Here is a 23,174-nt window from a genome sequence, read left to right as displayed (position 1 = left end):
AAAGTGTGCCCATCATGGTTCTACGTTAATGGCACTGAGGTATTGTTTACAGGTTATAAAGTTCAGCGATTTGAATGTCGTTATGAAATCGACGAGTTTTTTATGGGTTTTGTGAAGATTCACATAATGCCTGAATTTAAAGAAAGTCGGAGCGTCCTCCACCCGAGGCTGGTTGGGATCGAATTCCCAGGGATGGGTATAAAAGAGAAAGGCCCCATCTTTATCGATAATACGTCTTACTCCTTTGTGAAACAGTGATGAGGGTGTCAGCCTGAAATAACCGCCTCCCCCCCAGGGGATGGTTTTTCCCATGAAAGACAAATTACTGATCGGCAGTTCATAGAATGACTCCGAAAGCGCAATGGCGATGCCGTTTTGTTTGTATGATGAAAAATCGACGCGGCCGTATCGACCGTGTCCTCCATAGGAATTGTAGCTTGAGTCATAGGAAAAACCGCAGGATTCGATGAGAGGCAGAGTCTTTCTGCCAATATCAAAACTGGGGGCCCGATAGCCTGAAACAGCGGTCCCCGTAATATCTTCCAACAGGGCTTTACTTTTTAACAGATCGGAACGAAGATCCGCTTCGGAGAGCTGACTGCACAAATGGTGCATGTAACCGTGAGACGCCACTTCATGCCCCCGGTCGGTAATGTCGCGGACAAGACCGGGGAATCGTTCCGCGACCCAGCCCAGAATAAAAAAGGTCGCTTTGGGATGGCTTGAGTCTTCTGATGAACCGGTCTTAATGGAATCGAACAGATCTAAAAGAAGGCGGGTGTTTTTTTCGATCCGGATCTCACGTTTACCCCATGAATCATATGAAATGCTGCCTTTGAAGTTTTCAACCTGGAACCAGTCTTCCACATCGATGGTAAGGATGATGGTTCCGGGGGGTGTTACGATTGACATAGTTTATTCACCACGGAGGCACAGAGTTGGATCAGTTAAAGCTCAAGAGTGACCTTGAATTCTTCACCGATTTCTTCAAACACAACCTTTTTGCCAAGGAGACCGGCTTCCTGGTAGACCATGGGCAAGCCGCGACCCAATTGATCAATATACCTCAGATTTTCCATGAATTTCACAAGAACGGGGTTGGTCGCAAATGAAACCCCGTAAGGCAGCTTCTCAATGGTTACCGTGTTTGGTAAACGACCGGGGCTGATGACCTCCAGTCTGTTCTTGAATAAAAATACCCGGGTCTTTGAACCTGAAATCGCATAGTTCCGATGAACCATGGCGTTTGTTATCAATTCTCGAAAAACCTTGTCCGGATAAGTTTGTATCGTATCAACCCGTTTCGTGTTATCAATCCGTGACGGTGTCGGTATCAGACTTTTTATGATCGAAACACAAAGATCAACCTGCCGGCAAAGATCACCATCGATATTCTTTTTATCAATCAGCAGTTCATTAATGGTATTGCCGCTAAAACAGGCAAAGGATATTCCGTTCTGGTACAGATACCTTGATGGATTGACACCGAAAACAAGAAGACCGCCAAGTGTGACTTCACCATTCACCGACAGAATATCCGTGTTTTCGAGAATGTTTATCTTTTGAGACTCAGTTTCTCTGGAAAATTCAAATTGATATCGCTGGAAATATGAATCAAGTTTTGCAAAATTCAGATCATTGACGTTTGTTCCTGAAACGGGTGTCAGATCATAATGAAACACTCCGGATGCCTGAAACAGTCGCAACAATTCCGCCTGTGTCGTCGTTCGATTCGTTGAACCAACCCGAATGTAATAACGACCGTCCGTGGCTTGATACGGCTTATCCTTCCCCTTGGGGACTTGAACCGCAAAAACAGTTTTATCGTCTACAACAATGTTCTGAATATGAAGAGAGATAGACGGTATGACTGAATTTCTTCCAATATTGACAAGCCATTCTTCATAATTTTTATCATCTTTCACCCCGTCGATGTTGCCGTCATCATCAACGCCTAAAAGAAGCGTTCCGCCGTGTGTATTGGCAAACGCAACAATCTCCCTCGCAATTTTTTCTGCGCGAGTGTCGAAGCGTTTGAACTCTATCGAGGAATTTTCGCCTTGAGAGATCAAATTGAAAATAGTGTCTTTGCTCAATTGCATATTTTATTCACCACGGAGGCACAAAGGACACGGAGTTGGTTTTTTATCCCCGGCGATGAGACGGCAGCCGGGGATAAAACGCATGGGCAAACCAGGATCGAAACGGTGAAACGGGTGTTTTTATGTGTTTCAGCAACTGAGTTTTTCCCAGTCGAAACGTTCGATGTTGCGGGTGTCGCGGGAAAATTCGACGCCAATCAGGTAGATGTCAGTAAAATCGCCTGTGTATTTTTCGTAATACCGTTTCGATCTGATCTGGTCGAGGGCGCTGGTGGTGCCTGTGTCCAGTTCAATGACTTTGAATTCAAAAATATAAACACGCCCTTCAAAAGCCAGGGTCAGATCGATTCGTCCGTGATTGGTGGTATCTTCCGGGGTGACGTCCAGGCCAAGGGCGGCAAAATAGCAGTAGAATATCGACGCGTAATAGCCTTCGTAATTGGCTATTGTGTTTTTTCTGTACCAGTCGTTAGGGATAGATGCGTAGAAGGCATGGAAGATCTGTTCCAATGCGGCCACATCATTTGCGAGCAACCGTTCATACAAGTGGGACTGATTGTTGTTCTTAAAAACAACATCCGAAACAAAATAATTAAGGATATAATTGTTGAAGCTGGATCTGACTTCAAGGTTCGGGAAAACAAGCTGATATCTCAGGATATTGCCAAGACGACTTTCTTTCTTTATTGTCAGATAACCGGTTTGGAACATCAGCGTTTCGACATAAATATGGTCAACATCAAAACTCCCCAAAATTTCTTCGCTGACTTCCATGGAATTCAGTGTGGGAATGAAATATTTTTTGCCATAAAGAAGTTCAATCAGAAAACCGGGCGTTGCTGTTTCAAACCAATAATTTTTATACTTTTTCTCTCTGAAAAACAAAAGCACATCGAAAGGGTTATAGACCGGATCACCAAGAAAATTATACCCGTTGTACCATTTTTTCAGTTCGTTCAGATCTATCCCGTCCAACCTGTCGATAAAAATCGTCTCAAGTTCGTTCTGGGAATAGCCACACATCGAAGAAAAATCAGGGTTAAGTGTTAAATCCTCAAGATTATTCAATCCTGAAAAAAGGCTGACCTTTGCAAACTTGCTGACGCCGGCCAAAAATGCGAATTCAACGTAGGCATCGCTGTCTTTGATGACCGAATAAATATTTTTTAAGCCCTCACGAAGTTTTGATGCGTTGGCTGTGTCTAAAATATTATCGAGGATGGGTTTATCGTATTCATCGACCAGAATAACGACTTTCCGCTTGGATTTTTCATAAAGTTTCTGGATCAATTCGCTGAATTTTTCTCTTATCGTACTGTATTTAAGATGAATCGAGTATTTTTCAGCATTGTTTTCAAGGATATAATTCAGTTTGATTTCAAGATCCTCAAGATCCTTGATGACACCGCCGCCAAAACTGATCAGAACAACGGTATGAGTCTCGTCCCAGTTCCAATGATTTTCAAGGTAAAGACCCTTGAAAAGGGCTTTGTTTCCGGCAAACGCTTCTTTCAGTGTATCGATGAAAAGGCTCTTGCCGAATCGCCGAGGTCGTGACAGAAAATAATATTTCCCCTGATCGTGCAACTGTTTGATGAACGGGGTCTTATCGACATAATAGCAATCTTTGCTACGGATTTGTTCGAATGTCGATATGCCGATGGGGAGTTGTTTCATAGCTGTGATTCATCACGGAGGCACGGAGTTGTTTTTTTATCCCCGGCCGGGAGACGGCGGACGGGGATAAAGGCTCATGGCTGATGATTGATTGCAGATCATTCCACGGGAGCTCTCACGTAAAATAAGGGATTTTGGCATTTGGTGGGCGAAAGCCCACCCTACGACAGGCGGTCGCTTTGGCGGCGGGCGGTAAATATCCCACGCATTGTATTAGGGTTCTGCGACCCTTATTACAGGGATCGTCTGCCGATGCCGTCGTATTCAAAGCCCAGTTCGGCCATGTGTGCCGGGTCGTACTGGTTTCTGCCGTCAAAGATGACCGGGTTTTTCATCATTTTTTTCATGGCCGTGAAATCGGGCTGGCGGAACGGCTTCCATTCGGTAACCAGAACCATGGCATCGACGTCTTTAACGGCATCGTACTGATGATCCGTCAGAACAACCTTGCCGCTATCGACTTCGTCTTTCAGATCACGATGGGCGGCCTCGGCCATGGCGACGGGATCGTAGGCCTTCACCGTAGCGCCTGCACCGATCAGTTGATGAATCAAAACCACGGAGGAGGCTTCACGCATGTCATCGGTCCCGGGTTTGAAAGCAAGACCCCAGACACCGAAACAACGACCGGTCAGGTCTTTGCCGAACTTATCGATAATTTTTTCGAACAGTCTGTTTTTCTGAGTGTTGTTGCGGTCTTCGACGGCCTGAAGCAAGGTGGGCTCGAACCCGATGCTTCGGCTGGTCCGGATCAGGGCCTTGACATCCTTGGGGAAACACGAACCTCCGTAGCCACAGCCCGGATAGATGAATGAATACCCGATCCTTTGGTCCGAACCAATACCTTTGCGCACCATCTCCACATCCACACCCAGGCGTTCACACAGATTGGCGATTTCGTTCATAAAGGAAATTTTGGTGGCCAGCATGGAATTGGCGGCATACTTGGTCATTTCCGCGTCTTTGACGCCCATGAGGATCAGTTTATCATGGTTTCTCGAAAACGGGGCGTACAACTTTTTCATGATATCCCCCGCTTTTTCCGATTCAACACCCACGACGATTCGATCCGGGCTCATGAAGTCATTGACGGCTGCCCCTTCCTTGAGGAACTCCGGGTTGCTGACCACATCGAAATCGATCGACACCTTTCGCTTGTCAAGCTCCTCGCGCACCGCGGCCTTGACCTTGTCGGCGGTTCCCACAGGGACGGTGGATTTATCGACGATGACAGCGTATTTGTCTAAATTTCGTCCGATTTCGCGAGCCACGCCCAGAACATACTGAAGGTCTGCAGAGCCATCCTCGCCGGGCGGGGTGCCCACGGCGATAAAGTAAATGCTTGAGGTTTCCATGGCCTCTTTGAGCGAATCGGTAAACGTCAGAAGCCCCTGTTCGTAATTCTTCAGAACAATGGGCTCAAGCCCCGGTTCGTAAATCGGTAGGATACCGTTTTTCAGATTCTCAAGTTTTTTGCGGTCCACATCCACACAGGTCACGTGATTCCCCATTTCGGAAAAGCACGCGCCGGTCACCAGGCCAACATATCCTGTTCCTACGACGGTAATGTGCATAACAATCCTTCATTCATGTGTAAAATTATATGTCAATGTTATAGTTTCTTAATCATATTATTGTTTTCACCACGGAGGCACGGAGAGCACGGAGTTTTTTTTTATCCCCGGCCGGGAGACGGCGGCCGGGGATAAGAACTCATGGACTATTAACCAAGATAATTCTTCATGGTATTGAACAATCGCTTCGCTTTGACCATCCTTTGAGATTTCGCCCGTGAGGTGATTTAAACGGAATAGGTTCCGAACCGAATGTTTATTCTGCCGACGATGAAGTGTTTTAATCATGATAACGGGCATTTGGTGGGCACAGCCCACCCTACGACAGGCGGTCGCTTCGGCAGGAAGGATGATTATTCAAGCTGTAGGATGGGCAAAGCGCAGCGTGCCCATCAGGGTATTTCAGGGAGACGCCGAGCTCGACCGATCGAAGGCGGTCAAGGTCAGAGACAGCATGATCCGGTTTTCCGTGTAATCATTGATGTCGATATCGGAATCAAGGTTCCGGTAACGGTATTCCAGGCGAGAACTCAACCGGCGCATCATCTGCCAGGAAAGGCCCAGAGCCCCCGTCAGTATTCGATCCGTCCGTTCAGGACTTGTGTTCACATAATCGTTGTTCCGATAGCCGAGGTCAAGCGTCGAGGCCAGATTGCGGGTAAACGAATATTCGCCCCGGGCATCCGCTCCGTAGTAAACGGTAAACCCCAGGTTTTCCGTATTGAGCTGCGATTCTTCATAGCCGCTCGATCCGTTCACCTGAACCAGACCGCGTCTGAACGTCCAGGACTTACCGATATTCCCATCGATGGCCAGGCCCTTCTCGTTGTCTGCCTGCTCGATATCCTGAACGAAATATCCGGCATTGACCGAAAGAGATGTCTGGTTGTCGAAGGTGGCGCTTATGCCCACCGAGGGATGATAGATTTGGTAATCACGCTCGGCACCGTCGCCTTCCCAGGCCATGAGGGTATGGGTGTATGCCGCATTGAATTCAAGGTGGCGGGAATAAACCCGAATCAGCCGGATATGACCTGACCATTCATCAAAATCCTGGGTCACATCGTAAAGACCCCGGGTATAATCAATGCCGGATTCCATACCAAGCCAGGGAGAAAAAAAATAGTTCAAGGTACCGTTTGCATGATGACTCTGGTTGTCTTCGAGGGTTTCATCATCGTTCTCCAGGGTTTCATAGGCGTAACCCAGGGCAAGGCTGCGGCGTTCACCGAACCGGTGATCCATATCCAGATGAGCCGAATTGGCATACGAGGTATTGCGACGGGTCTGCCCCACGTCCGTCAACTCGAGATAGCTCTGGTCCTCGGACATGACAAAGGTGTCCCCCAGGCTAAATCGGGTGTTCTGTGAAACGTCCCACCAGGTGGCCACGTCGGCCCGATGCCTGAAACCGTCATTCTCCGAACGGTTTTCATACATGCTGTACCCAAGATCATACGAGCCCCTTATTCCGCTTCTCTGCCATCGAAGCTCCGTCATGAAACCGGGGGAAACCACGGTGATAAAATCGTCAACTTCTCCGTCGGCATCGAGGTAAATGTTGTCGTTATATTCTTCGCTGACCGTCACATGGGCATCATAGGACAAAACGTAGGCCCGAGCTGTGGCCGCCGAGAAAAAAAAACATAAACACCATGCACATACCAATTGTTTGACAGCCATTCTCACCTCGTCGTTACGGAACAATGATCGTATCGTCGGCTCTCAGAACCACGTTCTGTTCCAACCCCTTGCCCTGAACCAGCTTCTTGTAATCGATTGTGACGATATCATTGCCTCCCTGCCGTTTTTTTCGAATCAGAATGATTTCTTTTTTCGTGGCCCATTCGGTAAATCCGCCGGCCATGGCAAAGGCCTGGAGAATGGTCAGTTCCTTGAGCAGCGGATATTCGCCCGTACGGGCGACTTCACCGAGAATATAAAAACGTTGACTGGCGGGCTCCCGAACCACAACGGTAACATGGGGAGCCTCAAGGTACTGTTTGAGAAGTGTTGTGATGCTTTGTTTCAACTGATGGGGCGTCTGACCGGCCGCGCGGATGTCATCGATCAGGGGGAAAGTGATTTTCCCATCCATCCTGACCAGAATATTTTCACGGGAAAAATCGGGTTCTTTCCAGGTAATGATTTCAAGGATATCTCCGATTCCAATGCGGTAGCTGTTTTTTGCATCAAGAATCTCGCTGACGTCCGGATCATCTTGCGGATCCGCCGCCGTGCAGGGGACAGACGCTGACAGAATAAAAAAGCCCAGAATAAAGACCGTAATGACATTCATGACGCTGCAGTCTCTATTTTTATGTATCATGTGCCCTCCCTAAATATAGCTCCGCCCGGTCGATTACACATTCAAATCAACACGAAACGATGTTTTTTCAGCATGTTAAATCAAAAACTTCCGCGATATTCGCAGAGATTGAACCCAAACGCCGTTACCGGGCCCCAACTCCGAATATGACGGTTTTCACAGTTCTGAATATAATGACAATATCCATGAAAATCGACAGGTTTTTGATATAAAACAAATCGTAATTCAGTTTTTCGACGGCGTCTTCGATGGAATCGCCATAGCCGTAGCAGACCTGGGCCCAGCCGGTCAATCCGGGTTTCACACAAAAGCGTTCCGAGTAATAGGGAATCTGTTCGCTGAGCTGTTTGATGAAATGGTCGCGCTCAGGCCGGGGGCCCACCAGGCTCATATCCCCCTTGAGGACATTCCACAGCTGGGGAATCTCATCGACCCGCCATTTGCGAATGAATTTTCCAACCCGGGTGACCCGATCGTCATTGGCCTTGGCCCAGACCGGACCGCTTTCCTTTTCGGCATCCTGACGCATGGATCGAAACTTGTAAATCCGATAGGGTTTTTTGCGTTTTCCCAGTCGTTCCTGGGAAAAAAGGACGGGGCCGGTGGATTCCAGTTTGATCAGAACGGCTGTGGCAAGGACCACAGGCAGAAAAACGGCGATCAGGATCATGGAAGCAACGATGTCCTCCACCCGTTTGATAAAGGTCTGAATCCAGGTTTTCCGAAACCCTTCGGAAAAAATAAACCAGGTGGGATTGGTATCGGATACAATCAGCTTGCCGGTGAGCATTTCATAGAAACTGTTGCCTTCGACGATTTCAAGCCCTTCCACGCGACAGGTCAGCAGCTCGTCCAGGGGAAAGGCCCCACGGCGTTCTTTGATCGCCACCACAATTTTGTCGATACCGGCTGCCCGGGCCTTCTGATACAGATTGTCATAGCCCTCAAGTCGAAGAATCCGGGAGGTCAGGCCCTGAATGGTTTTATTCCTGTGCTTTTCTTCGGCCACCGCCACAAGGGTGTACCCGCAATCGATCTGCTCCAAAATGGTCGATACGATCCCCTGGCTGATATCGCTGGAGCCCAGCAGTAGAATCCGCTGGTTGAGGATGCCCCGATGGAGTACCGTCATGTACAAAAATCGCCACAGGGCGATCAGGCCCATCACAATGGGCAGATAAATCAGAAAAAAACCACGACAGATCATGACATCTTGAAACAGGGCGTAAATCCCTGCCAGTATGATCAGGGCCGCACCAAAGGCCTGCATCAGGCGAATGGTCAGTTCGGAATATTTCCGGGTCACGGAAATATCATACACGCTGTTATAGTAAAGACAGACAATACAGACAAACGAAATGACAAGGGCCCTGAGATTCAGCCATTTATCCAGAACATCCACGGAAGGTCCCATCAATATCCATGAGGAAACGAGAACCGCCACATAAATAAATGACGCTTCACCCAGGATGAAAAACACATTTCGAATGGTATAAAGATGTCTGAAAAAACGGAGCATGAGAATCTGCCCTTAGCATCGATCTGCTTTATGAGATCGTCATTTTGGGTCGATATACAATGTCATTGAGTTAAATTCCCACATGATGGGCACGCTGCGCTTTGCCCATCCAACGGGGCTAAGATAAACCCGTCTACTTTTTTCCGTAGTAGGATTGGTACTTACCATATCCATAATACTTTGCAAGCCGAACATCGTACCGGTTGACAATCACACCGATAATTTTATCCCTGTCGAGCAATTCGATCATCTCCTTGACGTCCTTACGACGGGTGCTTTCATGCTTGATCACGATCAGAATCCCGTCGACCTGGCGGGCGATGGCCATGGTTTCGGCCGTCAGCAACGGAGGCGGCGAATCGATAATGACATAGCGATCATTGTATCGTGCTTCCACTTCCATCAAAAGATTCTTCATGCGGCGGGATGAAAGCAGCTCGGTGGGATTGGGGGGAACCGAACCCCCCGGAAGTACGGTGAGCTTTTCCACAGCGGTTTTATGAAGCGCGTCGGGAATGTCGATGCGACCGGCAAGAACATCACTGAGCCCCGGGTCCGAGTCACTGATCCCAAACACCCGGTGAACGGTGGGAAGCCTGAGGTCGCAATCCATCAAGAGTACGTGTTCATCGACGCTCTGGGCAAAGGTCACCGCCAAATTCGCCGCGACAAACGATTTACCCTCATCCGGAACGGCACTGGTCACCATGATGGTCCGGGGGATGCCCCGGTCTCCTGAAAAAAGCAGGTTGGTTTTCAGCGTCCGGAATTGTTCGGCTTCATAGCTGTGAGGTTGGGACGCCGTCACAAGACTGGGCGCCAGTTTTTTCTTGATTTTCCGTTTGACGGCGGCCGCCACGTCTTTTTTCAACCCGTGAGAGGCGTCAGGGCTGCCGTCGGTTGAAACCGAAGACGCCTGGCCGGGGCCGTCAGAACGACCTGCCTGCTGCCGGGAGTATTTGTCGAGTGCATCTGAAAATTTACCCAAAGCGTTATCCCATTATGATGATTGAGCCCAAAAAACCGGCGCACAGCATGACGGCCGTCAACACCCCCAGCACGCTTCCCACCAGCCTCATTTTCTGTCTGCGGGTCTCGACCTCATTCAGTACCGTTGGAATGGTGGCCAGAACCGGCAGATCGATAAATGCCTCGATCTCTTCGGGTTCTTTGAACGACGTATCCAGAAATTCCAAAAGAAAGACCAGCCCCCCACCCAGACCCAGTCCGGCGGCCATCACGAACACAAACAGCTTTTTCATATTGGGGCTCACCGGAGTCTGCCCCACACGGGCAGGATCAAGCACACGAAACTGCTCGCCTTTCTGCTTTTTTTCCATGTTCACGGCGATCTGGGCTTCCAATTGACGCCCAAGCAGGGAGTTGTACGTCTGATTGATATTGTTGTAGTCCCGCTGAAGGGATTGAAGCTCCTGCTCCCGTTTGGGGGTATCTTCGACCCGTTTTTTGTAGACGGCGATCTGTGCGAGAAGGTTTTGTTTTTCCCCCTCCAGACGATCGAGGTCCGCATTGATGGCCCGCCTCTGCCTCAGATACGCGACGCTGAACCGGGGCATGGCTCCCGAGCTTGTTCCTGAAGCGATGTCGTTACCTTCATCCACCGTCTGGAGTTGGGCTTCGAGTTCGCCTATCATCTTTTTCAGTCGTACCACATCGGGATGACGATCCGTATACCTGCTTCGATAGGTTTCCAGCTGTTCGCGCAGCTGATTCAGACTAGCCGGCGACTGTGACCCGGAACCGTCGGCACCGATCGTGGGTCCCCCGCCCTCAAGTTCCGTGTCCTCGATCGAGGTCAGCCGAAGCTTGGCGTCCCTGATTTCGGCTTGAACCGCGGTCAACTGATCATTCAAACTGCCGAGAATCCTGAGGTTACTATCCAATTGTTCCGGCAGTCCACCCATATTCTTTTCACGATAATCCTTCAGATTCTGCTCGGTTTCGATGAGCCGTCGGCGCATAGACTCCAGCTCGTCTTCCAGAAAGGTATTGGTGCCGATAGCCTGGGATTCACGGATTTTCAGGTTTTCATCGATAAACGAATTGGCCAGGGAGCTGGTCACGCGCATCACCTTTTCCGGATCTTCGCCACGGAACGTGATGGAGAAGGAATCGGCATTACGCCCCCCGCCCCGGGTGACATTGACCACGATTCTCTTTTCAAGACTTTTAACCTTCTCTTCAAGAAACATCTTTTCGTATTCGGGGCCGGAATAGAGATCAAACTCCTTGATAATGTTTTCAAGATTGGTTCGACTGAGAATGCGCTGAGACAGGGTGCTGATCCGGGCATTGATGTCCGATTCGACAATGTCACGGACAATATTGGACGGAACCTTCTGGGGCTGAACCAGAATCACGGTTTTCGACTCATACACCCTGGGCAGGGTGATGACCAAAAAAATACCGACGATCATGGAAATACAAAACGGAATGATCAGCAGCCAGTGCCGTTTCAATATAATTTCGATGATCTGTTCGGGTTTTATTTTTATGGGATTTTCATTCACGGTGCATCCCTCACGTTCAAATCCTGACGCCCCAAGGCCAACGCACACCAAAAAAACGAGCGGCCGGGGAATCAATTAAAAGGGTTTAAAATCGATGCACACAATGTGCCACATAAAACCCAAAGATCCCAAAAGGTTAAAAAAAACATAACAAACTGATTTTATGAAAAATTGATGGTAAAAAATGAAACCCCCGCCCAGCGGCGATCGCGATCTCCGAACCCCATGTCGGCATAATGGGTAATCCATACCACACTCGTGATACGAATGACAATCCGCTAACCCGTGAGCCTATTAAAAACGTGAACCTTCCCACGTTTTTCTCGAACCTGAAACACTGACTCAAGTACTATACATAACCTTTAGCGTTTTTCAAAATCCTTTCTGAACAAAAGAACGACGGGATTGTTGATACTCCCAAAGACCGGACGACACGGCCCGTCATAAAAAACACATAAAAAAAGACCCTTGCTAAAGCGGGTATTATGCTATAAGAGATACGGTGTATGCGTCACCGGCGTTTCTTTGGGATTCATTCATCAAAACGTCCTGTTTTCCCAACTGATATCAAACACTCAGAGGACACAATGACCAGGACCTTCAAACTATTGATTATCGATGACAGCGAAGTCATTGTTGAAATGCTTTATCAGTTCCTTAAAAGTAAAAACTACGATCTGGTCTCGGCATCGAACGGACTGGACGGAATCAAATTGTTCAATGCCGACCCCGACGGCATCGACCTGGTAATCACGGATATCGTCATGCCCAATATCAGCGGCGTCGGCGTGATTTCCATTTTGAAAAACAAGCGGCCCGACCTTCCCATCATCGCCATCACCGGATTTGGAGAGCATCCCGAATCTCTGGCGGCAGAGGCCCATGCCGATGTGGTTCTTGAAAAGCCCATTGACCTCAAGACCCTCGATGCCCACATCGCCTCGTTGATCAACAAAAAAAGGTCCATCGCATAAGCAAGGCCTCCTTGGGCCATCATCAATTATTGTGCGGATTGCACAATCATCGACAGTGAAGAAGACACGTTAAATGCATACCCGATTAATTGGCGTCAGTCCTGAAATTGAAAAAATCCGAGAACTTATCGACCATGTTGCCGACACGGGCCTCAATGTTGTGATCACAGGGGAAACCGGCGTAGGTAAAGAGGTGGTCGCCCGGGTGCTGTACCAGCAGTCCCCGAGAAACAGCAAACCGTTCGTGAAAGTCAACTGCGCGGCCCTGCCCGACGGTCTCCTTGAAAGTGAGCTTTACGGCTACGAACAGGGGGCGTTTACCGGTGCGGACAAGAAAAAAAAGGGGAAGTTCGAGCTCGCGCACAAGGGAGTGCTGTTTCTGGATGAAATCGGCGACATGTCCCTGCCCCTTCAGGCCAAACTCCTCCATGTCCTTCAGAGCGGCGAGTACGCCCCCCTTGGCTCGGAAAAGGAATTGAAATCCGATACCTGGGTCATCGCCGCCACCAATCACGATCTTGCCGAAAAAATCAATGACAAGAGCTTCAGGGCCGATCTGTATTACCGCCTGAACATCATCAAGATCTATATCCCGCCCCTCCGGGAACGCCCTGAGGATATTCTGGAATTGATCAATTATTACACCGAGGAATACGTCACCCAATTCAGCAGCAAACGCATCAAGCGTCCGGACCGGCAGACCATTGACGAACTGATCGCCTATCACTGGCCGGGGAACGTCAGACAACTTCAAAACGTCCTGAAGCGGATTGTGATTCTCGGTACAGGGAAGGATGTCCTCGATGAACTGAGGCGGGGGGATTCGGAATTCGGGGAAGAAAAATCACGGTCGTCCGTCAATCCCATTCAAAAGATTCCGGCCATCGTGAACAGCCCCATCGACTTTGACGGCGAGGATTCGCCGGACCTTTCATCGTTCTGCCTGAAGGATATCAGGAAAAAGGCCCTGGACAAAGTCGAGCATGACGCCATTATTTACGTTCTTACAAAAACCAACTGGAACCGAAGCAAGGCGGCAAAAATTCTTCAGGTCAGCTACAAAACCCTGCTCTCAAAAATCACCGAACTGAATATCGAACCGCCCTCTGCCGTATAGAGGACGGGACGTTCCGTTCGGCTTGAAATCAAATCCGTGACGAGGGCACAAGATATCGGACGTTTTTTGAAGCCGTCAATCCGTCGTCCGCCGTCCAAAACCGTGCTCCCGACCCTTATCCATTGAGCGCCTGTCGTTTCCTCGTCGTCGTTCCACTCTGTCGCGTCGTTCAGGGAAATGACCTGAATACTCGTACGAACGCCTCTCCAGACCCAATCGTCTGTCACTATCCATGATCGCCACACTTTCTCGTTTCACGCAAGCACCTCTGTCACCCATAACAAACCTTTCCCCGGACTGATCAGCATCCGCCGAAAAAACACGGATCTTGATTAAATCAGCCTTACCGAATCGCAGGAGACGCCGCGTTACCGGATTCGATCGATTCACGTCTGCAAAAGGTGCCTTCGTTCAATGATTTATGGTTGTTCACATCCCGGCTGTCGGAGTTCTCGATCAGCTTGGTCCTGATGCTGACCCAGGAACGGCCCGCATGGGCCGCAGCGGATATCGTTGTTTTATATTCTTCACGCATTGTCGTACGCTCCATGGTTAACATCTTTAAAATGATGAACAAAAGCAAAAGATATGCCATTTTGCCGCATAAATTTTTCTTCATAATATCAAAAGACTGAACATTACGTTATCGTATCGGGTACACAGTTCTCATTACCTTCCCTTCATAATCCTGACACGAACTATGAATTGAATTCCACATGAACGCCCGCCGTCAGGCGGTTGGGTAAGGATCGATCCACGTCAACATCGAATACGTCTCGACACCTCATGCGCGTGATTCCGTCCGTAAACGTCGTTGCAAGCGATCGCCCTGAAGGACGTACCAATAGACATTGACACTGATTTGATTAAAGCATATAGGTATCCCATGTCATTGAATTCAACGTTGCTTGTCCGTCCTGCGGGCGAGTCAGGCAGGACAGGCAACGTAAAGTGTGCCCATCAGGTGAAGCAGCAAAATCACTCGTTAAGTTAATGGCATTGTCTGTTGTTCTGCAACTTTTTTTTCATAGTTTTCTTGATGAACTCGTAAAAAGTCATCACATGACGGCAAAGAAAAAAGTTCGAGTTCAAGGTGTCGCGAATCCCTATGAATGAGGCGCAACGCTTAAAATCGGACGTTTTACCAAGCCGTCTTTCTTGTCTCAAAAAGATTTCTTTCACATGGAAAATGATAAAAACGTTTTAAAAAGTGTTTTTTATTTCAAATCATTATCCGACGAAAACCTCCTTCGGATACTGGATGTATGCACACGCATGACGTTCCCCCGGGGCAGCATCATATTTGAAGAAGGCTCGCCGGGGGACGCGTTTCATATCCTGATCAAGGGAACGGTTGAAATTTGGAAAAATTACAATAAAAAAGAAATGAACCTCGTGGCCATACAGGGACCGGGCAGCTTTTTTGGTGAAATGGCTCTGATCGACTCCCTCCCCCGGAGCGCGACCGTCAAGGCCAATGACCATGTCGAAACCCTGTCGATCAGCCAAACGGATTTCACCCGGGTCATCATGGCGAACAACGCCATTGCCCTTGCCATCATGCGGGCCATGTCCTCCGTGATCCGAAGCAGCACCGAAAAACTGTTCACGAACCTCAATGTCAAAAGCAAACTGCTGCTTTATGAAACGGAGGTCCGGAAGCAATCCGAATCCGCCTTGAGGGAAAGTGAAGAAAAATTTCGGATACTCGCTGAAAACGTAACGGATATTCTGTGGATCATCGACTACAAAGACAACGTCTTCACCTACATCAGCCCGGCGGTTGAACGAATCCTGGGATACAGCGCCGACGATCTTCTCCGGCAGCCCTGGCAGCGCCTGTTGGCAGGCACAACGTTCAAACCTCCCCGGCCCATGCCCGAGGACGTAGACGGTTCAGCCTCCGGCAAAAGTCAGAAAACCCTTCATACCCTGGAGCTCGAGGCCAGACACCGCGACGGGAATACCGTTTGGCTTGAAACCTCGTTTCATTTCCTGAGAAACGAAGACGGCGAGATCACCACCACCCTGGGTGTGTCCAGGGACATCACCAAACGAAAAAAGATGGAAAAAAAGCTGGCCGAAACCCGGGCACTGTTTCTTGCGGCTCTGGATCAATCATCGGCGGGGGTGATTCTTTCGGACGCATCCGGTGAATACGTGACGCTTGTCAACGCCGAAGCGGAGCACGTCCTGGGGATGACACGCGAGGAGATCACCCGCATCCCCCTTTGCACCATCGGTGAAAATCGGATCATGTACCCCGACGGAACCCCGTACACCCACGACGGCCTGCCCATCGTCCGGGCGGTCAGGCAGGGAAAAATCATCAACGAAGAGGTGATTCTCCAGGTCCCGGGAAGAAAGAAAAAATGGCTTTTGATCAACGCGGCACCCATCCGCAACGACGAGGGAGACATCATCGCCGGGATTGCCGTGTTCCCGGATATCACAAAGAACAAGGAACTCGAAGACAAAACACGGGAATTCGGGATTAAATTTCAGCAGGCCCGAAAAATGGAGTCCATCGCCACACTGGCCGGGGGCATTGCCCACGAATTCAACAACGCCCTCTTCGAAATTACGGGGAACATCGAACTTCTCCAGATGAGCATGGACAACAGGGACATGCTCGAAAACTATTCCCAGAAGATCAAGAATTCAGCCTTCCGGATGGCCAGTCTGACCAAAAAACTTCTGGCCTATTCCCGTGGCGGAAAATATCAGCCGGTTCTGACTCATTTGAGCGACATTCTGAAAAACAACCTTCCGGATTCCGGTTACACGGCCAATCCCCAGGTCGAAATCCGGATCGAAGAACTTTCCGATACCCATAAGATCGAAGCGGATCTGACCCAGATCAAAATGGCGATCTCCTCTATTTTATCCAATGCCATGGAATCCATCGACGGGCCGGGGCTGATCCGGATCAAGACCTATACCCAGGACGTCGACAGCGCATATGCCGCACGGCATCCGGGGATGGTCCCCGGCCGTTACGCCTGCCTGACCATTGAAGACAACGGCCGAGGCATGCCGGTCTCGACCATCAACAAAATTTTCGAACCCTTTTTTACCACCAATTTTCCGGGAAGGGGCCTGGGCATGGCAGCGGTTTACGGTATCGTGAAGAACCACAGCGGCTGGATCGGCGTCACCTCCAAACCCGGCCAGGGGACACGGGTGACCGTCATGATCCCCACCTATGAAAGCAAACCGGTCCAGACGCCCGCCGTCAGTACCCAGACCACCATGACCATTCAGAACAAGGTGTTGATTGTCGAAGACAAATCGGCGGTTCTGGCCGTCAACCGGGAAATGTTCGAATATCTTGGATACAGTACCCTGGAAGCCAAATCAGGACGGGAGGCGCTCGATATCATTACCACGGCCGATCAGAAAATCGATCTGGCCGTTCTGGACTTCGATCTGCCCGACATGAAGTGCGAAACCCTGTTCGATGCCATCAAAAAAATTAGGCCAAGCCTTAATATTCTGATTTCGACGGGTTATCCGGCCGACGAGGTATCACGGGCCCTGAACGTCGACCAGAGCCTGATCATCCTCAAGCCCTACTCGCTTTCCACCCTGTCGTCCAAGCTGAGGGAGAACATCGCGGTATAGGATCAGAATTCCCGTTTGATCCCCAGTTTTCTGATTCGTGAGGCAAAGGTCGACCGGTTCACGTCAGCCGCCTTGGACGCACGGGTGACGTTCCAGCCGTTGGTTCGCAGGATGTAGCGTGCATATTGTCGTTCAACGTCTTCCCAGGTCAATCCTTTGAACGGTTCCGACTCGGGCTGAATCATGCTAATGGCCCCCGTCTCAGAAGCGATACGGCCTCCCGCCGCCGGGATGACTGCCGGGGGACATGGGTGTGGGGTCCCCTCCACGATAGTCTTGGGAAGATGGGACACCTTGATTTCCGTTTCGCTGGTGGCGACCAGAAGATACCGAACCAGGTTTTCAAGCTCACGAATATTACCCGGCCAGGAATGGGCCATTAAAACACGTTTGGCCTCATCACTGAAGGTTTTGTTCTGAACATCGAGCTTCAAAGATTCAAGCTTGATAAAATGATTGAGCAGAAGCGGAATATCGGCCCGCCTCTCACGCAAGGGGGGGAGATGGACCGGCAGCACCGAAAGCCGATAGAACAAATCCGCACGGAACTGTTCTTTTTCAATGGCTTTTCCGATATCGATATTGGTCGCCGATACGATCCGGATATCCACTTTTTTGACGTTGGCCGTTCCAAGCGGTTTGATCTCACTGTTCTGAATCACCCGAAGGATGCTGGCCTGGAGATTGATAGGCATATCCCCGATTTCATCGAGAAAAACCGTTCCCCCGTCTGCGGCTTCAAACAAGCCGACCTTGTCTTTCAGGGCTCCGGAAAAAGCCCCTTTTTTGTAACCAAACAGTTCACTTTCAAGAAGCGTTGCAGGTATGGTGCTGCAGTTCTGAACCAGAAACGGTTTGTCTCTCCGGCTGCTCAATTTATGCAGACGAACCGCCATCAGTTCTTTCCCGGTTCCGCTCTCACCGGTGATCAGCACGGGAAAATCGGAATTGGCGTAGCTTTTCACCAGATCCATGGCATCGATAAAGGCCTTTTCCTGCCCCACAATGCCCCCCTCGCTGCGGATTTCCTTGAGGGTTTCCTTGAGCAGCTGGGTTTCGTTGCGCTGATGGGTGTAGGCGATGGCATTTCCAAGGGCCACAGCCCCGGTATCCACGAGATTTTGAAGGTATTCCAGATACCCTTTTTCGAGATTGATCCGGTATTTTTCAGGCGTCGTATCAATCAGCTGAACGGCGCCGTAGACCTTGTTCTCTTTGAGCAGCAGCGGGAAGGTCAGAATCAGTCGGCTTTTGACGGTCAGGTTTTCTTCGATCTGCTTGTAGTGACGCCCGTCTTTTTCAGGGTCCGCAATGGCCATTTTCCCGTTTTCGATGACCCAGCCCACCAGGCTGGGCTGATCGATTTCGAGCGTCACCCCCTTGATGTCTTCGCTCTGGGGCCCCACCGCCTCGACACACAGATACCCTGCATCGGTTTTGATCCAGATGGACCCCCGCTCGACATTCTGAAGGGTCAGAAGGGCTTCCAGAAACTTGAACTGGAGTTTTTCCGGATCAAGTTCATCTGAAAATGATTTAAAAAGCCTGAAGGAATTGTCCGTCATAATGCTCGATGGTGTTGAAAAACAAGGTGATGATATTTGGCCAGTTTTCCCGAAAGATAGCAGTCATGAGCCAACAAATCAATTTTAAAATACATTTTAGGATTATTTCCTTGATGAGACGCGGCATTGTGACTCGCACGGCATGGCGGTCCACCTGCCGGATGCTCACTGACGCATGAAAGGCTCCCGCCGCATCACCACACCTGAGTCTGCTCGATAAAGCAGCCTCCCCCTCCGGCGTCCGCCCCGGCAATGGGCGTCGCAACGGGCGATACCCGCGGGGGATTCACCGCGACCGGTTCGAGGGTTCCCACCATCCCCACCGTAATGGTTTCATCGCGGGAAACAGCCCCTTTGACAGGAACGCTGTCGATATCCGCACCGATGGATTTGGAGTCCATGCTGGTGACCCAGCCCTTACTCTGGTTATAGGACAGGACTTTGAAATAATTGGCATTTTCCGAATCACCCGCCAGGGTGTTCCAGCCGATGATGATGTCGTCTTTGCCGTCAAGGTCCACATCCCCGCAGACCGGACGGGTTTCCCCCGACAAATCGTTGTATTCGGCCCATTCGATGCGCGCCCAGTGACTGAGGGCCGCCCCGTTGTCCTGGAACTCAAAAATAGCCAGACGCCCATCACCGCCGAAGCCCAGCCCCACAGCCAGTTCCATGGCACCGTCGCCGTCGAGATCCCCCGGGGCAGGCCAGGTTTCACCGTTGATTTCCGTGTATTCCGGCCAGGCCACGTTTCCCCACATCAGATGGGCCCAGCTTCCGTTCTGTCTCCCCAGTATTTCGAACCGTCCGCCGGGAATCTCGGCATCGGCCCCTTCGGAACCCAGGCCCGCGATAATCTCATCCCTCCCGTCCGCGTTGATATCGGCACACACCGGCCGGACGCTGCCGTCCATGTCATTGTAATCGGGCCACTGGACCGAAACCCAGGAATGATGGACCGGTGCCTGTGCTGAAAAAGAAAAAATCTCGATATACCCGCGGCCATGGGGACCGAGACCGATGATTATTTCGTCTTTCCCGTCCCCGTCGATGTCCCCGCAGGAGGGCAGGGTTTCACCGTTGACCTCATTGTAATCGGCCCATTCGACACGTCCCCATGCCAAATGGGAGTAATCGTCGTCCAGAATCTGGAAATACCCTCCCGGGGTCGACAACATGCCGGGAACAGGGCCGAAACCAACGATCATTTCATCACGTCCATCCTGGTCGATGTCCCCGCGTGCAATACGGGCCTCGCCGTTTCGATCGTTGTAATCCGACCATCCGCTTTTCAACCAGTACAAATGAGCGAAAAAAGAATCCAGCACCTGAATGGTCGGGGCATCACCCGCCTGTGAAATCAGAGGGCTTTCGACGGCAGGCACAAATCCGTCACTGCTCTTTACTCCGGGACTTTCCGTAACGATCACATAAGACGACGGTTCGCCGTCGGGTTCGTCCGCAACAGGCGTCTCAGGTTCGGGTTCCGGTTCGGGTTCATCGCCGGCAGGGGGCGTCACGGGTTCAGGCTCTTCGGCGACCGGAGGAGAACCCGGCTCGGGTTCCGGATCATCACCCGCGACAGGACCGGCATCCGCAACCACATCGGCAAACACCCAGTCCGAATAATCACTGGAATTCCCACAACTGTTGAAAGCCTTGACGGCGAAGTAATAACGTCCTGCCGCAAGATCGCCGGTCACGTAACCGGTTTCCGTGACGGCATCCGAGGCGCTGAGCGTGTCTACGGCGGGACTGACCGGCTCGGAGTCGGAACGAATCCAATAGACGATGTAATAGTCCGCGTCACTGTTCCGATCCCAGGAAAGAGACACCGTCGCCGCCGAGCACAAGGCGGGGGACCACAACCACACGGTTGCGGCGATCAGCAGCATCAACCCTGTGCGGAGGCGTTTTTCCACTTTACCGTTGACCGTGAATAAGACAAACCAACCCATTCCTCATGCCTCCCTACGCCGAGATATACCGGGACGTTTCGGACCGTCCCGGCCCCCTCATGCAGCCTGCGGATCCCTGTTCTGAAGAAGCGCAGCCACCTTGTTCAAATCCGGCACGTTCCCAAGAATGGGAAGGCCGATGTAACGGGCGATCTGACGTTCGGACTTGAACGCCGGATCATTCCACTCAAGAAAACCGAACAGGATCAGAACCAGCACGATAGACGCAAGCGTACAGTAAATCAGAGGCATCAAACGTTCCTGACGCCACAAGGCTCTGATTTCATAAACGTCCACATCGCCGGACAAATCCGGTGTGACATCGGGCGAGCCGTTGTTGCTGCGCACGAGACCCTCCAGGGATTTTTTCACCAGGCGATCCGCATAAAACGAAACCAGGATCTCACCGACATCCCTGCTCGTCCCGGAGTAGATGATCTGAACCGTATTCTGCCCGGAAAAAGCCATGGTCATGGACGTGCGGATAACGTCATCGATAATGGGGCCGTATTTTTCAGCCCATCCGGAAAGAAAGGTTCCGGTGAGTTTGTTCAGGGCATAGGAATTGAGAAAAAATGAATCAGGATCTTCGATAAGCTCGCTAAAGGGCATGTAGCCCACCGGATTGGTCATCAGGGCCACGGGTGAATCCGCAGAGACGGTGACGTTCTGAACAACCGTATACCGATCGGGCAGCGTGGCCGACACGACAAGAAACACGGCAGGGATAAGCAGAATAAGCCAGGCCAGCATGCGACGTTTGACAATGCCGTAATAATAACGTTTCAGATTGAAGTACATGGTCCCTCCTTATACGATCGGATTCTGCCACTGGTTGGCCACCACACCCAGAATGTTTGCCCCTGACGTTTCAATGGCCGTACAGGCCCGTTTCAAATCCTGCCGGGGCGTCACATTGGTCAGTGTGACCAGAACGACGCCGTCGGCCATCTTGGAAATTTCCACCGGATCGATCATCCGCTGATTGGTGGGAAACGCCGGCGCCGTATCGACGATCACCACATCGTATTCGGCTTTGGCTTTATTAAGCAATTCCGGGCTGGGCAGGGGTTTGGAGCCGTTGACCGCGCCCTTCTCCTCGCGAAGTGCGGGCAGAAGATCCAGATTGGGTATCGAGGTCTGCCTGACAACCTGCCGTATGGGGCCGCCGTTCACATAGGCGTCCGGCTGGTCTCCAAGTTCAAGCTCGAAGAAGCGGTGAAGACACGGCGCATGCCAGTTGAAATCCACCAGCAAAACCCGCCGGTCCTCACGCCTGGCCGCAGCGATGGCAAGTCCCGCAGCCAGTGTGGATTTGCCCTCCCTCTGGGCGCCGCTGGTCACCACAATGCAGGCCGGACCGGTCACGGAGGAGTCAATGACGGAGTAAATTCTCTTGATCTCCGCGATACGCCCGAGCAACTCTATCGTGTCCACAGTAAAAGAATTCATTGCATGCATCTCCCTTTGTTGCTGATCGGTAAACCCCGAGACCCGCCAGGACAATTGTAAGCGGTTCTGCAAGGCATATGCCAGTCAAACCAAGATATCGAGCCAATTATAGAATATATTTTCAGATCGTTACGTCTTACAATCAAACAAAAAACCCGGGGCCGTGGGGTAGGGTCACCATCCATGATACACAAAACACCTAAACTATGAAACCCGTTTCACAGGGATAACAGAAAGATGGGCCATTTTTTTGAATGCCGGGGCAACGATTTTGAATGAACACACTCGAAAAAAGATCAGGAAAGCCACATGGCGTGATGCGATGGGGAAACCGGGGTCAGGCCGGACCCACAGTCCGGTTCAGCAGAAAGTAATCCAGCTGGGCATACTGGTTCGGATTGAGATTTGAAAAATACACCCTGCGCTGCCTCATGATGATGGAGCTGAACGAGGATCCGTGATCGATCTGTTCATCCTCGATGGTTTTAAAGGGCATTTTTTCCAGGTAAAACCCGTTGTCCCCCACAAAAATATGCGTGGCCATGGATTCAAAGGCCTGTTCCCGATGCACGATATATCTGAAGCACAGTCCGCTCCGGCTGATATCGATAATCTGGCCCATGATGGTGGAATCCGGGCTGAGGGCGGCATAGGCCCCATCGTTGACTTTATACCGTGGATAAGATCGGCGATCAGGATCACCATTCTCCCAGGCCATGACCTCCCCCCTTCGCAGCCAGGCTTAACCCGCT

At 50.7% G+C, this 23,174-nt stretch carries 18 protein-coding genes; 3 read left to right on the top strand and 15 right to left on the bottom strand.

Going from position 1 to position 23,174, the window contains the following annotated elements; genetic code table 11:
- Positions 1–12: 12 nt before the first annotated feature.
- From ACYQ11_RS04240 to ACYQ11_RS04200, 9 genes are all read right to left on the bottom strand, one after another.
- Positions 13–912, bottom strand: coding sequence for an XrtA system polysaccharide deacetylase (locus tag ACYQ11_RS04240; RefSeq protein ID WP_459922500.1), 900 nt, complete (start codon positions 910–912; stop codon positions 13–15).
- Between the two features lie 35 nt (positions 913–947).
- Positions 948–2,102, bottom strand: a complete 1,155-nt coding sequence (locus tag ACYQ11_RS04235; protein WP_459922499.1) for an RNA-binding domain-containing protein — start codon at positions 2,100–2,102, stop codon at positions 948–950.
- 129 nt (positions 2,103–2,231) lie between these two features.
- Positions 2,232–3,779 carry an ATP-binding protein gene (locus tag ACYQ11_RS04230; protein WP_459922498.1) on the bottom strand — a complete coding sequence of 516 codons (1,548 nt, stop codon included), beginning with the start codon at positions 3,777–3,779 and terminating at the stop codon, positions 2,232–2,234.
- Positions 3,780–4,012: 233 nt separating this feature from the next.
- Complete coding sequence (locus ACYQ11_RS04225) at positions 4,013–5,353, bottom strand: UDP-glucose dehydrogenase family protein (protein ID WP_459922497.1); 1,341 nt, start codon at positions 5,351–5,353, stop codon at positions 4,013–4,015.
- 402 nt (positions 5,354–5,755) lie between these two features.
- Positions 5,756–6,943 (bottom strand): outer membrane beta-barrel protein, encoded by a 1,188-nt coding sequence (locus ACYQ11_RS04220; RefSeq protein WP_459922496.1) that lies wholly within the window; start codon positions 6,941–6,943, stop codon positions 5,756–5,758.
- A 106-nt stretch (positions 6,944–7,049) separates the two neighbouring features.
- Complete coding sequence (locus ACYQ11_RS04215; protein ID WP_459922495.1) at positions 7,050–7,682, bottom strand: polysaccharide biosynthesis/export family protein; 633 nt, start codon at positions 7,680–7,682, stop codon at positions 7,050–7,052.
- Between the two features lie 124 nt (positions 7,683–7,806).
- Positions 7,807–9,201, bottom strand: a complete 1,395-nt coding sequence (locus tag ACYQ11_RS04210) for a TIGR03013 family XrtA/PEP-CTERM system glycosyltransferase (RefSeq protein ID WP_459922494.1) — start codon at positions 9,199–9,201, stop codon at positions 7,807–7,809.
- A 133-nt stretch (positions 9,202–9,334) separates the two neighbouring features.
- The gene (locus ACYQ11_RS04205) at positions 9,335–10,189 is read right to left on the bottom strand and encodes a polysaccharide biosynthesis tyrosine autokinase (RefSeq protein ID WP_459922493.1); all 855 of its coding nucleotides are present in this window, start codon (positions 10,187–10,189) and stop codon (positions 9,335–9,337) included.
- 4 nt (positions 10,190–10,193) lie between these two features.
- Positions 10,194–11,732, bottom strand: a complete 1,539-nt coding sequence (locus ACYQ11_RS04200; RefSeq protein WP_459922492.1) for an XrtA system polysaccharide chain length determinant — start codon at positions 11,730–11,732, stop codon at positions 10,194–10,196.
- Between the two features lie 587 nt (positions 11,733–12,319).
- Here ACYQ11_RS04200 and ACYQ11_RS04195 point away from each other — a divergent pair.
- Both ACYQ11_RS04195 and ACYQ11_RS04190 read left to right on the top strand, forming a co-directional pair.
- On the top strand, positions 12,320–12,706 hold the full coding sequence (locus ACYQ11_RS04195) for a response regulator (RefSeq protein ID WP_459922491.1): 387 nt from the start codon (positions 12,320–12,322) through the stop codon (positions 12,704–12,706).
- A 73-nt stretch (positions 12,707–12,779) separates the two neighbouring features.
- A complete protein-coding gene (locus ACYQ11_RS04190; RefSeq protein WP_459922490.1) occupies positions 12,780–13,823 on the top strand; it encodes a sigma-54 interaction domain-containing protein in 1,044 nt (347 codons plus the stop codon).
- Positions 13,824–14,166: 343 nt separating this feature from the next.
- Here ACYQ11_RS04190 and ACYQ11_RS04185 read toward each other — a convergent pair whose 3' ends face one another.
- Positions 14,167–14,373: a hypothetical protein gene (locus tag ACYQ11_RS04185; RefSeq protein WP_459922489.1), complete on the bottom strand. Its 207-nt coding sequence runs from the start codon at positions 14,371–14,373 to the stop codon at positions 14,167–14,169.
- A gap of 725 nt (positions 14,374–15,098) precedes the next feature.
- Between ACYQ11_RS04185 and ACYQ11_RS04180 the strand changes: the two genes are divergently transcribed.
- Positions 15,099–17,447: a PAS domain S-box protein gene (locus ACYQ11_RS04180; RefSeq protein ID WP_459922488.1), complete on the top strand. Its 2,349-nt coding sequence runs from the start codon at positions 15,099–15,101 to the stop codon at positions 17,445–17,447.
- Between the two features lie 2 nt (positions 17,448–17,449).
- Here the strand turns inward: ACYQ11_RS04180 and ACYQ11_RS04175 are convergent, their stop codons facing one another.
- The 5 genes from ACYQ11_RS04175 to ACYQ11_RS04155 form a co-directional block, all read right to left on the bottom strand.
- Positions 17,450–19,012: a sigma-54 interaction domain-containing protein gene (locus ACYQ11_RS04175; RefSeq protein WP_459922487.1), complete on the bottom strand. Its 1,563-nt coding sequence runs from the start codon at positions 19,010–19,012 to the stop codon at positions 17,450–17,452.
- A 194-nt stretch (positions 19,013–19,206) separates the two neighbouring features.
- Positions 19,207–20,970, bottom strand: a complete 1,764-nt coding sequence (locus ACYQ11_RS04170) for an FG-GAP repeat domain-containing protein (RefSeq protein WP_459922486.1) — start codon at positions 20,968–20,970, stop codon at positions 19,207–19,209.
- A 57-nt stretch (positions 20,971–21,027) separates the two neighbouring features.
- Positions 21,028–21,771, bottom strand: coding sequence for a hypothetical protein (locus tag ACYQ11_RS04165; protein ID WP_459922485.1), 744 nt, complete (start codon positions 21,769–21,771; stop codon positions 21,028–21,030).
- 9 nt (positions 21,772–21,780) lie between these two features.
- Complete coding sequence (locus ACYQ11_RS04160; protein WP_459922484.1) at positions 21,781–22,422, bottom strand: CpsD/CapB family tyrosine-protein kinase; 642 nt, start codon at positions 22,420–22,422, stop codon at positions 21,781–21,783.
- Positions 22,423–22,759: 337 nt separating this feature from the next.
- A complete protein-coding gene (locus ACYQ11_RS04155) occupies positions 22,760–23,140 on the bottom strand; it encodes a PilZ domain-containing protein (RefSeq protein ID WP_459922483.1) in 381 nt (126 codons plus the stop codon).
- Positions 23,141–23,174 lie beyond the last annotated feature (34 nt).

The sequence above is a fragment of the Desulfatiferula olefinivorans genome (assembly GCF_054657895.1).
The sequence above is the reverse complement of the archived record's forward strand: the minus strand, read 5'-3'. Positions and strand labels throughout refer to the sequence as shown.

Coding starts and splice junctions, on each gene's coding strand:
- ACYQ11_RS04240 (WP_459922500.1), bottom strand. CDS start 912: ATGTCAATCGTAACACCCCCCGGAACCATCATCCTTACCATCGATGTG.
- ACYQ11_RS04235 (WP_459922499.1), bottom strand. CDS start 2,102: ATGCAATTGAGCAAAGACACTATTTTCAATTTGATCTCTCAAGGCGAA.
- ACYQ11_RS04230 (WP_459922498.1), bottom strand. CDS start 3,779: ATGAAACAACTCCCCATCGGCATATCGACATTCGAACAAATCCGTAGC.
- ACYQ11_RS04225 (WP_459922497.1), bottom strand. CDS start 5,353: ATGCACATTACCGTCGTAGGAACAGGATATGTTGGCCTGGTGACCGGC.
- ACYQ11_RS04215 (WP_459922495.1), bottom strand. CDS start 7,682: ATGATACATAAAAATAGAGACTGCAGCGTCATGAATGTCATTACGGTC.
- ACYQ11_RS04210 (WP_459922494.1), bottom strand. CDS start 9,201: ATGCTCCGTTTTTTCAGACATCTTTATACCATTCGAAATGTGTTTTTC.
- ACYQ11_RS04195 (WP_459922491.1), top strand. CDS start 12,320: ATGACCAGGACCTTCAAACTATTGATTATCGATGACAGCGAAGTCATT.
- ACYQ11_RS04190 (WP_459922490.1), top strand. CDS start 12,780: ATGCATACCCGATTAATTGGCGTCAGTCCTGAAATTGAAAAAATCCGA.
- ACYQ11_RS04185 (WP_459922489.1), bottom strand. CDS start 14,373: ATGGAGCGTACGACAATGCGTGAAGAATATAAAACAACGATATCCGCT.
- ACYQ11_RS04180 (WP_459922488.1), top strand. CDS start 15,099: ATGACGTTCCCCCGGGGCAGCATCATATTTGAAGAAGGCTCGCCGGGG.
- ACYQ11_RS04175 (WP_459922487.1), bottom strand. CDS start 19,012: ATGACGGACAATTCCTTCAGGCTTTTTAAATCATTTTCAGATGAACTT.
- ACYQ11_RS04170 (WP_459922486.1), bottom strand. CDS start 20,970: ATGGGTTGGTTTGTCTTATTCACGGTCAACGGTAAAGTGGAAAAACGC.
- ACYQ11_RS04165 (WP_459922485.1), bottom strand. CDS start 21,771: ATGTACTTCAATCTGAAACGTTATTATTACGGCATTGTCAAACGTCGC.
- ACYQ11_RS04160 (WP_459922484.1), bottom strand. CDS start 22,422: ATGAATTCTTTTACTGTGGACACGATAGAGTTGCTCGGGCGTATCGCG.
- ACYQ11_RS04155 (WP_459922483.1), bottom strand. CDS start 23,140: ATGGCCTGGGAGAATGGTGATCCTGATCGCCGATCTTATCCACGGTAT.